The organism is Alteriqipengyuania triglochinis, from assembly GCF_054655655.1.
Genome location: NZ_BAAHNC010000001.1, coordinates 1,143,266 through 1,156,961, shown reverse-complemented (window position 1 = coordinate 1,156,961; position 13,696 = coordinate 1,143,266). Strand labels below are relative to the sequence as shown.

General features: G+C 65.7%; 6 protein-coding genes. 2 read left to right on the top strand and 4 right to left on the bottom strand.

All coding sequences use genetic code 11. The features are described from left to right. Positions 1-25 precede the first annotated feature (25 nt). Entirely contained in the window at positions 26-1,600 is a 1,575-nt protein-coding gene (locus ACYQ0L_RS05540) for a tryptophan halogenase family protein (protein WP_459787963.1), read from the bottom strand. Between the two features lie 158 nt (positions 1,601-1,758). Here ACYQ0L_RS05540 and ACYQ0L_RS05535 point away from each other — a divergent pair, with 158 nt between their 5' ends. Continuing rightward, positions 1,759-5,187: a TonB-dependent receptor gene (locus ACYQ0L_RS05535; RefSeq protein ID WP_459787962.1), complete on the top strand. Its 3,429-nt coding sequence runs from the start codon at positions 1,759-1,761 to the stop codon at positions 5,185-5,187. 281 nt (positions 5,188-5,468) lie between these two features. Here the strand turns inward: ACYQ0L_RS05535 and ACYQ0L_RS05530 are convergent, their stop codons facing one another. From ACYQ0L_RS05530 to ACYQ0L_RS05520, 3 genes are read right to left on the bottom strand one after another with little or no spacing between them, the layout of a single operon-like run. Beyond that, complete coding sequence (locus ACYQ0L_RS05530; protein ID WP_459787961.1) at positions 5,469-6,668, bottom strand: endo-1,4-beta-xylanase; 1,200 nt, start codon at positions 6,666-6,668, stop codon at positions 5,469-5,471. Then, entirely contained in the window at positions 6,665-9,064 is a 2,400-nt protein-coding gene (locus ACYQ0L_RS05525) for a glycoside hydrolase family 3 N-terminal domain-containing protein (RefSeq protein ID WP_459787960.1), read from the bottom strand. Before ACYQ0L_RS05525 ends, ACYQ0L_RS05530 begins: the two co-directional genes overlap by 4 nt. Beyond that, complete coding sequence (locus tag ACYQ0L_RS05520; protein ID WP_459787959.1) at positions 9,061-11,466, bottom strand: glycoside hydrolase family 3 N-terminal domain-containing protein; 2,406 nt, start codon at positions 11,464-11,466, stop codon at positions 9,061-9,063. Before ACYQ0L_RS05520 ends, ACYQ0L_RS05525 begins: the two co-directional genes overlap by 4 nt. A 77-nt stretch (positions 11,467-11,543) precedes the next feature. Between ACYQ0L_RS05520 and ACYQ0L_RS05515 the strand changes: the two genes are divergently transcribed. Beyond that, complete coding sequence (locus ACYQ0L_RS05515; protein ID WP_459787958.1) at positions 11,544-13,646, top strand: alpha-glucuronidase; 2,103 nt, start codon at positions 11,544-11,546, stop codon at positions 13,644-13,646. Positions 13,647-13,696: the final 50 nt, after the last annotated feature.

Below are 13,696 nucleotides of genomic sequence, written 5' to 3'. Positions count from 1 at the left end.
GCGGCGCTCGTTGTGCTTTCGATCCTCACAATCGTCCGCCGATCATCGCTGGCGCAGCCGGCATCTCCTCATGCCAGGCCCCCGCGCGGCGCAGGAAGTCTTCCTGCGAGGGAAGCCGCTCGGCCGTGGCGCGATAGCTTTCGCGCAGCTGGCGCATGGCGACCCGCACCTTCTCTTCATCCAGGGTATCGGCAATCGCATCATAGCTGTTCGGCATGATGTTCTGCCCCATCATCACGGCAACCCAGCTGGGCGTGGAGAACAGTTCGGCATTCTCCCGGAATACGCGCCCATGAAGGCGCCACAGCTCCATCTTGCGATGCAGGCTGTCGGGAACGTCCATGTCGCGCACATAGCGCCAGAAGGGCGTGTCGTCGCGCTGGGTGGCCTTGTAGTGCAGGATCACGAAATCGCGCACGTCCTCGTACAATTCGCGCATTCCGCGGTTGTATTCATCGCGCTCCAGCGGGCTGATCGGCGTGTCGGGGAACAGCGCGAAGAGCCGCTGGATGCCGTTCTGGATCAGGTGGATGCTGGTCGACTCGAGCGGTTCGATGAAGCCCGACGACAGGCCGAGCGAGATGACATTGTGGCTCCACGCCTGCTTACGCATGCCGGTAAGGAAGCGCAGCGTGCGTGGCTCGGCCAGCGGCTCGCCTTCGAGATTGGCGAGCAGGGTTTCGCGCGCCTCATCCTCGTCCATGTACTTGCTGCAGAAGACGTGGCCGTTGCCGGTACGGTGCTGCAGGGGAATGCGCCATTGCCAGCCCGCATCGCGCGCGGTGGCGCGGGTGAAGGGATCGGGCGAGCCCGTGTTGGCGGTGGGCACCGCGATTGCGCGGTCCATCGGCAGCCACCGGCTCCAGTCCTCGTAGCCAACTTGCAGCTCATCCTCGATCAGCAGGCCGCGAAAGCCCGAGCAATCGAGGAACAGGTCGCCCTCGATCCGCGATCCGTCCGCCAGTTCGACCGATTGGACATCGCCGCTTTCGGCATCGCGGTGGACCCGCACGATCTTGCCTTCGCGCCGGATCGTGCCCTGCCGTTCGGCACGCTGGCGCAGCAGCGCTGCATAGAGGCTGGCATCGAAGTGGAAGGCGTAATTGATCTGGGTGAGGGGAGAGCGCGCCTCTGCCGACGGACGCCCGAAGCGCTGCATCTGCGCCGCCACGCAGGACATCGAGAAGTCGGATATGGTTGCCGGACTTGCTCCGCCGCTCACACACTCGCGCAGGAAGATCTGGTGGAAATCGATCCCGTGGAAGGAGTGGCCGTATTCGCCGAAGGGGTGGATATAACGATCACCCTTCCTGCCCCAGTCGACGAACTCGATCCCCAGCTTGAACGTCCCCCGGGTCGCTTTGAGAAACTCGTTTTCCGGGATGTCGAGCATCGCGTTGAAGTTGCGGATCGGCGGGATCGTCGCCTCGCCTACGCCGACCGTGCCGATCTCGCTCGACTCGACGAGCGTCACGGTCCGTTGGCCGTCGTCGAAAAAGCGCGACAGGCCGGCCGCCGCCATCCATCCGGCAGTCCCGCCGCCGACGATCACGACCTTCGCGATCCGTTTCGGGGTAACGATACCACCACCCGCTGCCATGTCGGTCCTCACCCTGTTTCGTTCTTGCAACACCCGTGAGGTTAATGGCGCTGAAGCATGTTGCATAGGCCGGATTGTGACGATAGGAAGACCGTCCAGAAAAGAACAAAGCGCTCCGCCGTTTTTTGGTAGCGCTAACATCGGGAGAGGTGGCCGAGATGGCTAAGATGCTTCAGGGCAGGTCTGACGACCGTTCGATCAATGGGTTTCGGGTTCTTCTGCGCGCGGGTGCCTCGTCGCTCGTCCTTGGCGGTCTGCTGACCGGCCAGGCTGCGTTCGCTCAGGACGCGTCACAGACGCCGGAAGCCGAGCAGGCTGGCCAGCCCGAACAGGGTGCCGACCCCGCCGTCGTCAGCGAGAATGTCATCGTCGTCAGCGGGATCCGCCAGTCGCTTGCCAACTCGCAGGACATCAAGCGCGATGCCGACACGGTCGTCGACGCGATCACCGCCGAAGACATCGGCGCGCTGCCCGACCGTTCCGTGACCGAAGCGCTGCAGCGCGTTCCGGGCATTGCCATCAACCGTTTCGCCGGTTCGAACGACCCCGACCACTTCTCGGTCGAAGGTTCGGGCGTGACCGTTCGCGGCCTCAACTTCGTCCGCTCCGAATTCAACGGCCGCAGCGCCTTTGGCGCCGGTGTCGGCGGGCAGGCGCTCAACTTCGCCGACGTGTCGCCGGAACTGCTCGGCTCGGTCGTCATCAGCAAGAACGCGACCGCCGAACAGATCGAGGGCGGTCTTGCGGGTACCGTGAACCTCAACACGCGAAAGCCCTTCGACAAGAACGGCTTCCGCCTCGCTTTCAGCGGCGAAGCGAACTACGGCGATTTCCGCAAGGAATGGACGCCCACGGGTTCGCTGCTGGTCAGCAATACCTGGGACACCGATATCGGTCGTTTTGGCCTGCTCGCCAGCGGGTCCTATTCGCGTATCAAGAGCCGGGCCGACGGCCTGCAGGTCGCCAACTATCAGACGCGTGACGGCAAGACCGTGCTCGCGGCGAACGCCGACAACGTATATATCTGTCGCAATCCGCTGCCCTCGCAGGTGGACGAGGTGACCTTGCCGAGCCCGGAGGCAGGTTGCGGTGCCGAGGGCACTCCCGGCGCGGACGGCTTTGCCGACTACGCGGATTATCGCGTCGCCCCCGTGGGCGGCCAGTTCCGCACGCAGAATTTCGATCGCAAGCGTGATGCCTTTGCGCTTTCGGGCCAGTTCGAGAGCGTCGACGGCCGCACACTGATCACCGCAGAATATATTCGTTCGCACTCGACCAACGAATGGGGTGAATACACCTACGAGGTCGGTTCCGATCTGAGCCAGTATTCGACCTATCCGCTGGGTTGCCAGCAGAACAATAGTGGCCCTCCTCAGGCCGACAATGTCGGCACCGTGAACCCCGACGACGAACAGCCGCCGCGCGCGCAGTGCCCGATCGGCGGGTTCGAGGATTGGGTCTACGATGCGAACGGCCTGTTCCAGTCGGGCTACATCGTCGACGCTTCGAATGCTTATCGCGGCGCGACCAACAACTACGATCCCACCCTCGGTACGGGCGGGTCGCCATATGTGCCGATCGGCGGCTCGCAGTATTCGCTCGGCCGCCGCCAGGTGAAGGACGAGATCACGAACGCGGACTACAGCATCAACTTGCGCTCCGAGCTGACCGACAGCCTGACGCTGAGCATGGATGCACAGTACGCGACTTCGAAGAAGGAAAACCTCGACTTTACCGTCAACGGGTCGAACTTCGCCGACTCCGAACTCGACCTGACCGGCGATCTGCCCGTCGTCATTCCGCATGCGCCGCAGTTCCTTGGGTACACCTGGTCGGACCCGAGCCCCGAGCTCGCCGCCGCCGCTGCCGACGATGCGACCTATTTCGGCGACCCGCGCTTCCAGTTCTGGCGTTCTGCAATGGACCATCAGGAACTGAGCACGGGTGACCAGTTCGCGCTGCGTGCGGACCTCGAATACGAATTCGGTCCGGACTCCTTCATCCGCCGGGCCAAGGTCGGCGCGCGGTTCCAGGGGCGCGACCAGGATATTCGTTATTCGACGTATAACTGGGGCATGCTCAGCGAAGTCTGGAGTGGCACGCGGCCGATCAATTTCGCCGACACGCCGGCAGATGAGATGACCCGTTACGACTTCCCGGACTTCTTCCGCGGCCAGGCGCCGGGAGCGCCGGGGGCGTACTATTACGCGGGCGACCTGATCGGCGACTATAACGGAGCGGTCGACTTCCTCCGTTCGGTCCAGGCGCTCACCACCCAGGCTGGCGGCTCGCCGACGTGGAACCCGCTCGCCGCGCGCGATGGGGCAAACGCCGAAGGCTATCTGCCGACCGAGATCCAGAGCGTCGATCAGGATGATTACGCGGTCTACGGCATGCTCAGCTTCGGCAGCGATACGCTGCTCGGCGATGTGCGTTTCTCGGGCAATATCGGCCTGCGCTACGTCAACACCTCGCTGATCTCGCGCGGGGCGCGCGGACCCGGTTCGCAAGCTGACCTGAACATTGCCGATCCGTTCTCCGTACGCTGCGCCGAACGCACGATCGGTAGTGGGCCTGATGCCGGTCAGACGACGCGGCCGGGCGGTATCTGCTTGCAGGGCGAGGAAGCCTACAACGCGCTGCGGGCGTTCGTCGACGGCAGCTACACCTACACGCAGGTCCGCAACGACTACGACTTCCTGTTGCCGAGCCTGAACCTGAAGTTCGGCCTGACCGACGACCTGATCCTGCGCTTCGCGGCGTCGAAGGTCATCACACCGCCCGACAACGGCCTGATCCGGAACTACTTCACCGCCTCGCTTACGCCGGAAGGTACCTTCACCGGGACGGCTGGCAATCCGCTGCTCAAGCCCGCGTCCGCCAAGCAGTTCGACGCGAGCCTCGAGTGGTACTTCGCCCGGGTCGGTTCGCTGACGCTCAACGGTTTCTACAAGGAAATCGACGACTTCTTCTATCAGGAGATCCGCGAGGACACGATCGCCAACGGATCGGGCGACACCCGCGACGTGACGGTCCGTGGTCCCGCGAACTACGAGGGAACGGGCAAGATCAAGGGCTTCGAGATCGCGTACCAGCAGACCTTCGACTTCCTTCCGGCTCCGCTCGACGGGTTCGGGGTGCAGGCCAACTACACCTATATCGACAGCGAAGGCCTGCCGAACAGCTTCCTCAATGCAGGGGCGGTTCCGGAGGATTCCACGATCGAGCCCTCGGGCAACCTGCCGCTGGAGCAGCTGTCCAAGCACAACTACAACATCGCCGGGTTCTACGAGAAGGGTCCGATCTCGCTGCGCGCGGCCTATAACTGGCGCTCGCGCTTCCTGCTGACCGCGGCGGACGTGATCTTCCCCTACTACTCGATCTTCAACGAGCCGACTGGCCAACTCGATGCTTCGGTGTTCTTCAACGTCAGCGACAGCATCAAGGTCGGCGTGCAGGGCGTGAACCTCCTCAACGAGGTGACGAAGACGACCCAAGCCTATGCGGGCGATCCGGATGCACTGGCACCGCGGTCCTACTTCATGAATGACCGCCGGTTCTCCTTCATCATTCGCGGCAACTTCTAGGGCCGCGATGCCACAGGGAAAGGGGCCGTCACGCTGCAAGGCGTGACGGCCCCTTTTGGTTTGTCGGTGCAGTCGGAGAGAGGGTGCATGTCGGGGCTGCGCGTCAACGCCACGGCGCTTCTTCCTTCTGCAGGTCCACGAAAATAAGCACCAACCCAGGGTCAAGCCGGGATGACGTCGGCATTGCGCGGGGCGTCTTGCATACGAAAAGGCCCGCCCCGAATGTCCGGGACGGGCCTGCTTGTGTTGAGCCTTGCGCCGCCCAGGCGCGACCCCTGGGTTCAAGCGTTCTTCAGGGCGTCCGCGATGGCGAAGCGCAGCGGCTTGGGCCGGTAGTCTGAATCGTAGGGCGTGCCGCGCACCTCGAGCTTGTCGGGGCGCTCGGCCGGTTCGAAATATTGCAGCCAGTTGAACTTGTCGACCATGCCCCAGGCGAGGATGTCGTCGAGGTGTTCGTCGTAGTCGAGCATCAGGTCGAAATAACGGCGTGCGAAATCGGCGACCTTGGCATCGCGCGTCGGGATGTCGCCGGGCAAGGCGGTGTCCTTCACGTCGAATTCGGTGATCAGCAGGCGATAACCCATGTCGACCACCTCATCGAGGAAGGCGCGCCATTCGCGCTCCGCATAGGGGCCGACGCCGGTCGCGGGATCGATATCGAACATCTCGATATGCGACTGGATGCCCAGCGCATCCACCGGCGTCCCGCGCTTGCGGAAGCCTTCGAGCAGGCGGAGGACATCGGGCACGTGCCTGTTGCCGGTGATGTGGTCGGGCTCCCAGCTCATGTAGTCGTTATAGACCAGCTGGCCGTTCGGCAGCTGCTCGCGCGCGGTATGGAAGGCGAGGTCGAGCACCGCCTCCGGGCTGCCCATGGCGCGGCTGAGGCTGGTCTCGATCGGCATGTTGCGATCATGGTCGATCGCCTCGTTCACGACGTCGTAGCTGGTGATCTGGCCGCGATAGCGGTCGGTCACCGTGCGGATATGCTCGGTCACCAGACGTTCTGCCTCGCGCACCGGGTTGGCGCCGAAGTCGTAGGTGTTGAGCCAGTCGGGGAACCACTGCGGGCGGTGCCAGAGCAGCGTGTGCCCTCGCAGTGCGAGGCCCTTGGCCTGTGCATAGGCGGCGATCTGGTCCATGCGCGTGAAATCGAAGGTCTCGGGGCCGGGGCGGACCGTCTGCCACTTCATCTCGTTCTCGGGCACGACCATCCCGCATTCGGCCTCGACCAGCTCGGTGTAGCGCGGGTTCTGGACCGATCCGGCATCGGTGCGGCCCGGAGTGGACGAAATCGCGGTCCCGAAATGGCGACCGCCGCGCCGCGCGAGCGCGTCCAGGCTCGCATCGGCGCTGGGTGCCATCGGAACGGCAGGAGAGGCGGGTGCGGTCAGCCCCTGCGCCGCGCATCCTGCGAGGGGGAGGGACGCCATCCCGGCGAGGACGCCACGGCGGCTCGTCTCGATACCTTCGATACTCATATGATCTCCACTTCGACAGCGCGAAGCGATGCGCTGCTGTTGCCGACCGACACGGCGACCGGGCCCGGCTCGTTGACTTCCTGCATGGCACGATTCCAGATCGCGAGGCGGCGTGGCTCGATTGCGAACCGGACCGTGCGCGCCTCACCCGGCGCCAGCGTCACCCGCTCGAACCCCTTGAGTTCGAGCACGGGCTGCGTGACCGAGGCATCGGTGCGCGTGATGTAAAGCTGGACGACCTCGTCACCCGCCACTGCGCCGGTGTTGCGCACTTCGGCCTCAACAAGCAGCGGCTCGTCCGCCCGGAAGCGGCGCTTCGCGGGGCGGGGTTCGGAGATCGCGAAGGTGGTGTAGCTCAGCCCGTGACCGAAGGGAAACAGCGGGGTTGCCTCTTCGAACAGGTAGCCCCGCAGCGCGCTCGGCTTGTGGTTGTAGTAGAGCGGTACCTGCCCTTCGTTGCGCGCGACCGAGACCGGCAGCTTCGCGCCCGGATTTACGCGGCCCAGCAGCGCCTCGGCCATTGCGGTGCCGCCCTCCTGCCCGGCGTACCAGCATTCGAGCAGCGCGTCGGCCTTCGCGGCCACATTGGGCCAGCTCGGCGCACGGCCGTTGATCGCGCACACGACCAGCGGCTTGCCTAGCGCGGCGAGCGCATCGACCAGCTCGTTCTGCTCGCCCACGATATCGATGTCGGTCCGATCGCCGAGGTGGTTCTTCGCGAAGCCTTCGCGGCTGGTCTGTTCGGTATCGCCGATCGCCAGCACGATCGTGTCCGCGCCCTTCGCGACCTCGACTGCCTCGGCGATCAGGCGCAGGTTTTCCTGCCGGTCGGCGAGTTCTATGATGTCCTGCGAGCGATCTTCGCTGGTGGTGATGAACACGCCCTGCGCGGTGACGAAGTCGGCATCGGGTGCCAGCGCGCGCAAGCCTTCGATCAGGCTGACGGTCTGCTTGGGCACGCTCGAATAGCCGCCCAGGCGCGCGATGGCGTGGTTCGGGCCGATCACCGCGACCCGGCCCATCGTCGCCGTGTCGAGCGGCAGCGTGGCGTCCTTGTTGGTCAGCAGGCACAGGCCCTTGCGTGCGGCTTCCAGCGCCAGTGCGCGTGCCTCGGCATTGCCGGTGATACGCTGCGCTAGTGCGGCGTCGCCATAAGGGTTCTCGAACAGGCCGGCGCGGAACTTGATGGCGAGCATCCGCGCGCAGGCCGTGTCGACCAGCTCCACGGGAATGCGCCCGGCCTCGACCGCTTCCTGCAGCGTGGCATAGGCCATGCCGTCAGGCAGTTCGCTATCGACGCCCGCCAGCAACGCCTGGTGCGCGGCGTCCTCAAGGTCGCGCGCGACGTGATGCAGCGTCGCCAGTTCGTGGACGCCGCCGTAATCGCTTACGATCACGCCGTCGAACCCCCACTCGCCGCGCAGGACCTCGCCCAGCAGCCAGGTGTTGGCGTGGCTGGGTATGCCGTCGATCTCGTTATAGCTCGGCATGACCGCGCCGATGCTGGTGCGGCGGACCACTTCGCGGAAGGGCGGGAAGAAATTCTCGCGCAGCTCGCGTTCGGAAAGCTGAGCGGGGGCGACGTTGTTGCCGGCCTCGGGCTGGCCGTGCCCGGTCATGTGCTTGAGCGTGGCGAACACCTTGCCCTCGCGCAATTTCTCGAACTTGCCGGGACCCTGCAGTCCCTCGACCGCGGCGACGCCCATCTCGGCGCAAAGGTACGGGTCTTCGCCCCAGGTTTCCTCGATCCGGCCCCAGCGCGGGTCGCGCACGATGTCGACCACGGGGCTGAGCACCAGCGGCACGCCGCGCGCGCGCACCTCGCGTGCGGTCACCGACTGGACGCGGCGCATCAGGTCCGTGTCGAAGCTGCCCGCGAGCGCGATGGCCTGCGGGAACATGGTCGCTTCGGTCGCCATGTAGCCGTGGAGCGATTCCTCGTGCAGCAGCACGGGGATGCCCAGCCGCGTATCCTCGAGCGCCCAGCGCTGGAGCGCGTTGATGAACTCCACCGTCTGTTCGGGCGTGCGCCAGCGCGCCGCCGTGCCACCCGCCGCGCCCGAGATGCCGGGCACGCCGCGCTTGTCGCTGGGGCGGGTGACGTGGCCGATCCCGTCGGGGAAGGCCGCGCGCGCCTTGGCGGGATCGAAGGCGAGGCCGTCGATCATGTCCGCCTTGTCCGCCCATGCGGTGCGGGTCTGCGCGATCTTTTCCGCCAGCGTCATGCGCGCCATCAGGTCCGCCACCCGCGCCGCGATGGGCGCGTTCGCATTGCGGTAGAGCGGGCCGGACTGCGCCAGCGCCATCGGTGCCTGCGACACCGCGAGCGCGGTCAGGCTGCTTTTCGCCAGCAGCCCGAGCGCGCCGCGCCGCGTCATCCCCCCCAGGCCGCTCATGGCGTGACCGTCAGCGTGACGTTCTGGACGTCCTCGGAGTTCGGCCCGACCATGATCGTGAACTCGCCTGGCTCGATGACCCGCTCCATCTCGCGGTTCCACATCATCAGGGAACGCGGTTCGATGGTGATCGAAACCGTGCGGCTTTCGCCCGGTTGCAGGGTGACACGCTCGAACCCGGCCAATTCCTTCACCGGGCGGGTGACGGAGCTGATCTCGTCGCGCAGATACACCTGCACCACCTCGTCGCCCGTCATGTCGCCGGTGTTGGTCACGGTGGTGGCCACGGTGACCGGCTGCCCCGCCGCGATCGACGCGGAGGAGAGCACGGGCGCGCTCATCGTGAAGTCGGTGTAGCTCAGGCCGTAGCCGAACGGGTAGAGCGGGGTGACTTCATCGAACAGGTAGCCGCGCCGCGCGCTCGGCTTATAGTTGTAGAAGTTGGGCAGCTGGCCGACATTGCGCGCGGTGGTGACCGGCATCCTGCCACCCGGATTGACCTTGCCGAACAGCGCATCGGCGATGGCCGTGCCCTGCTGCTCGCCCGCGTACCACGTCTCGAGGATGGCGTCGGCCTCCTCGGCCACCGTCGGGTAGCTCGGCGGGCGTCCGTTGACGAGCACCGCGACGATCGGCTTGCCGAGTTCCTTCAGCGCGGCGAACAGCTCGTTCTGCTCGCCTACCAGGTCGAGGCTGGTGCGGTCGCCGAGGTGCTCGTCCGCCCAGCCTTCGCGGCTGGTCTTCTCCGTATCGCCGATGAACAGCAGGATCGTGTCGGCATTGCGCGCGGCCTTGACCGCTTCGGCGATGCGGCGGCGGTTTTCTTCCGGATCGCCGAGCTCGACCTCGTCGTCCCACCAGTCGTCGTCGCCCTTCGTGATTTCCACGCCCAGCGAGTGGACGATGTTCGCCCGGTCGCCGACCAGCGCGCGGATCCCCTGCAGCGGGGTCACGCTGGCGCGCGGTTCCCCGTAATAGCCGCCGAGGCGCGCGACATCGGCATTGGGGCCGATCACCGCGATGGTCGGCTTGGGTGCACCTGCCGCAGGAAGGTCGAGCGGGAGGACACCGTCGTTCTTGAGCAGGACGAGCGATTTTTCCGCCGCCCGTCTCGCAAGCGCGACGCCTTCGGGCCCGTTGGAAGTCAGCGCGGTTTCGAGATCCGGCCACGGATTGTCGAACAGACCGGCGTTGAACTTCATCGTCAGGAACCGGCGCACCGCGCGATCGAGCGTCTCCATCGAGACCTTGCCCTCGGCAACGCTGGTGGCGAGGTTCTCGAACCCGTCGCCTTCGGGCAGGTCGACGTCGACGCCCGAATTGATCGCGAGCTCGCCCGCCGCCTTGTAGTCCGGCACGATCTTGTGCAGCCGCGCCATGTCCTCGATCGCGTAATAGTCGGAGACGACCGCGCCCCGGAAACCCCATTCGCCGCGCAGCACATCGTTCAGCAGCCAGCTGTTGGAGTGCGAGGGGATACCGTCGATCTCGTTATAGCTTGCCATGACCGCGTCGATCGCGGTGCGGGTGACCACCTGTTCGAAGGGCGGGAAGAACATCTCGCGCAGCGTGCGCTCGCTGATCTGCGCGGGGCCGACATTGGTGCCGCTCTCCGGCTGACCATGCCCGGTCATGTGCTTGAGCGTAGCGGTGACCTGCCCGTCCTTCAGCTTGAGGTCAGTGCCGGGGCCGGTCAGCCCTTCGACCGCGGCAACGCCCATTTCGCCGACGAGGAACGGGTCTTCGCCAAACGTCTCCTCGATCCGGCCCCAGCGCGGATCGCGTGCGACGTCCACGACCGGAGAGAGAACCAGATGAACACCGCGGGCGCGGACTTCTGCGGCAATCAGGTCGTTGATCTCGCGCACGAGATCGGGGTCCCATGTGCTGGCAAGGCCGATCGATTGCGGGAAGGCTGTGGCGTCCTTGGCTGCGAACCCGTGCAGAGATTCCTCGTGGAACAGCACGGGAATGCCCAGCCGGGTCTCTTCCATCGCCCATTTCTGTGCGTCGATGACGTACTGGATGCTGTCCTCGATGCTGCGGCGGGGCACCTCGCGCGGGGAGGACGGGCCGAGCCTGTCGGACGGGCGGGCGATCTGGCCGATGCCGTTGGGATAGACCTGGCGGGCCTTGGCCGGATCGAACACGTCATCCTCGCCCTGGATCGCCGCCTTGCTGTTCCAGACGGTGATGATCTGGGCGACCTTTTCTTCCACCGTCATGCGGGCCAGCAGGTCTTCGACACGCTGCTCCACGGGCAGCGATGCGTCCCAGTAGGGCGCGTCGGCCATCGGCCTTTCGACCGCGACCTCCTGTGCCATAAGCGGGGCGGTTACAGGTCCGGTGAACGCCATCAGGGCAGCGCCCGCGGCAAGGCTGGCACGCAGCATCATACGCATTGCTAGTCTCTCTCCCCTTGGCCGCCATTCTTGACTGGGCGGCATCATGTGGTAGCGCTACCATGAGGAGAGGCTGAATGGTTGTCAACCGGATTGGAGCGCTGCTCGCCGCGCTGCTGTTGCTCGCGCTTTGGCCGGGCGCGGCGCGTGCTGAAGACGGGCACGATTTGTGGCTGCGCTATGCCCCGCTGGAAGGCGAAGCGCTTGCAAAACTTCAGGCGTTCGACCCGCGGGTCCGGATCGACGGTCACGCCGGAAGTTTTACGCAATCGGACGAGATCGCAGGGTTCGAGATCGACAGCGGGATTTCCGAATTGCTCGGTGTGCCGGGTAACGAGCGTGCGCGCGACGGCGGCATCATCGACATCGGCTGCGAACGCCTGCAGGGCGTCAATCCCGAGCGGTTCTGGATCCGACCCTTCGAGGAGGACGGCAAGCCCGGCCTGCGCATCAACGGCGGCGATTACGGTGCAGCATGCATCTACGGCGCGTTCGCCCTGCTGCGCGAACTGGCGCTTGGTCGCGACCCGGTTACGCTGACGCTCGACGAGCAGCCCGCAATGCCGCTGCGGCTGCTCAACCATTGGGACAACCCCGACGGCCATGTGGAGCGCGGCTATGCCGGGCGTTCGATCTTCGACTGGTGGCACCTGCCCGAACGGCTGGACCAGCGGATGATCGACTATGCCCGTGCCAATGCCTCGATCGGCATCAACGGCGTGGTCGTGAACAACGTCAATGCGCGGGCCTATATGCTGGAGCCTCGCTATATCGCCAAGCTCACCCGGCTGGCCGACGCGTGGCGGCCTTATGGAATCCGTGTGTACCTGTCCGCGCGGTTCAGTGCGCCGCAGGATATCGGCGGGCTCGACACGGCCGATCCGCTCGACCCGCAGGTCGCCGCATGGTGGCAGGCGAAGGCGGACGAGATTTACGCGGCCATCCCCGATTTCGGGGGCTTCCTGGTCAAGGCCAATAGCGAGGGCCAGCCCGGCCCGCAGGATTACGGCCGCACCCATGCCGACGGGGCGAACATGCTCGCCGCAGCAATCGGCGATCGGGGTACGGTGATCTGGCGCGCCTTCGTCTATTCGGCTCAGGACGAGACCGACCGGGCCAAGCAGGCCTACGAGGAATTCGTGCCGCTCGACGGTCAGTTCGCGGACAACGTGATCGTGCAGGTCAAGAACGGGCCGGTCGACTTCCAGCCGCGCGAGCCGTTCCATCCGATGTTCGGCGCGATGCCCAATACCAGGCTGATGCTCGAAGCGCAGATCACGCGCGAATATCTGGGGCAGGCGACCGGCGTGGCCTTCCTTGCGCCAATGTGGGCCGAGGTGCTGGAGGCGGATACCGGACGCGGTGGTACGGTTGCGCAGGTCGTGGGGCCTGTCGGCATGGCGGGCGTGGCCAACACCGGATCGGACCGCAACTGGAGCGGGTCCGACTTCGACCAGGCGAACTGGTATGCCTTCGGGCGATTGGCGTGGGACCCGTCGCTCTCGCCCGAAGTGATCGCGCGCGAATGGGCCGCGCAGACCTTCAGCCGCGAGGATGCTTTCGCCGATGCCGTGGTACCGATGATGCTCGGCAGCCGCGAGACGGTGGCGCGCTACATGACCCCGCTCGGCCTCGCCCACCAGATGGCGACCGGTCACCACTACGGGCCGGGTCCGTGGGTCTGCGACCTTGCGCGGCCCGAGTGGAACCCGTGCTACTACCATCGCGCCGACCAGGACGGCATCGGGTTCGACCGGACGGAAACCGGGTCCGACGCGCTGGCCCAGTATGCGCCTTCGGTGGCCGCGCAGTGGGCCGATCCGGCGCAGATGGACGAGCGGTTTCTGCTGTGGTTCCACCACCTGCCATGGGCCCACCGCATGCAGAGCGGGCGCAGCCTGTGGCACGAACTGGTCGCGCGATACGACCAGGGCGTGGACGAGGTCGACGCGATGGCGGCGACCTGGGCCGCACTTGCGCCTTTTGTCGATGCGCAGCGCCACCGCGCGGTGGCGGAGAACCTCGCGATCCAGCAGCGCGAGGCGCGCTGGTGGCGCGACGCCTCGATCGCCTACTGGCAGTCGGTCAACGGGCGCGAGCTGCCGGCCGGAACGCGTCCACCCGAACGCGAACTCGATTATTACCGCACGCTCGACTTCCCCGAGGCACCGGGCCAATGACCGGTCGCATGACAGCACTGCTTGCTGAATATCGAAATCGGGGACTATGA

What these genes read in the sequence shown, in the direction of transcription:
- ACYQ0L_RS05540 (WP_459787963.1), bottom strand. Translation starts at nt 1,600, where the DNA reads ATGGCAGCGGGTGGTGGTATCGTTACCCCGAAACGGATCGCGAAGGTC.
- ACYQ0L_RS05535 (WP_459787962.1), top strand. Translation starts at nt 1,759, where the DNA reads ATGGCTAAGATGCTTCAGGGCAGGTCTGACGACCGTTCGATCAATGGG.
- ACYQ0L_RS05530 (WP_459787961.1), bottom strand. Translation starts at nt 6,668, where the DNA reads ATGAGTATCGAAGGTATCGAGACGAGCCGCCGTGGCGTCCTCGCCGGG.
- ACYQ0L_RS05525 (WP_459787960.1), bottom strand. Translation starts at nt 9,064, where the DNA reads ATGAGCGGCCTGGGGGGGATGACGCGGCGCGGCGCGCTCGGGCTGCTG.
- ACYQ0L_RS05520 (WP_459787959.1), bottom strand. Translation starts at nt 11,466, where the DNA reads ATGCGTATGATGCTGCGTGCCAGCCTTGCCGCGGGCGCTGCCCTGATG.
- ACYQ0L_RS05515 (WP_459787958.1), top strand. Translation starts at nt 11,544, where the DNA reads ATGGTTGTCAACCGGATTGGAGCGCTGCTCGCCGCGCTGCTGTTGCTC.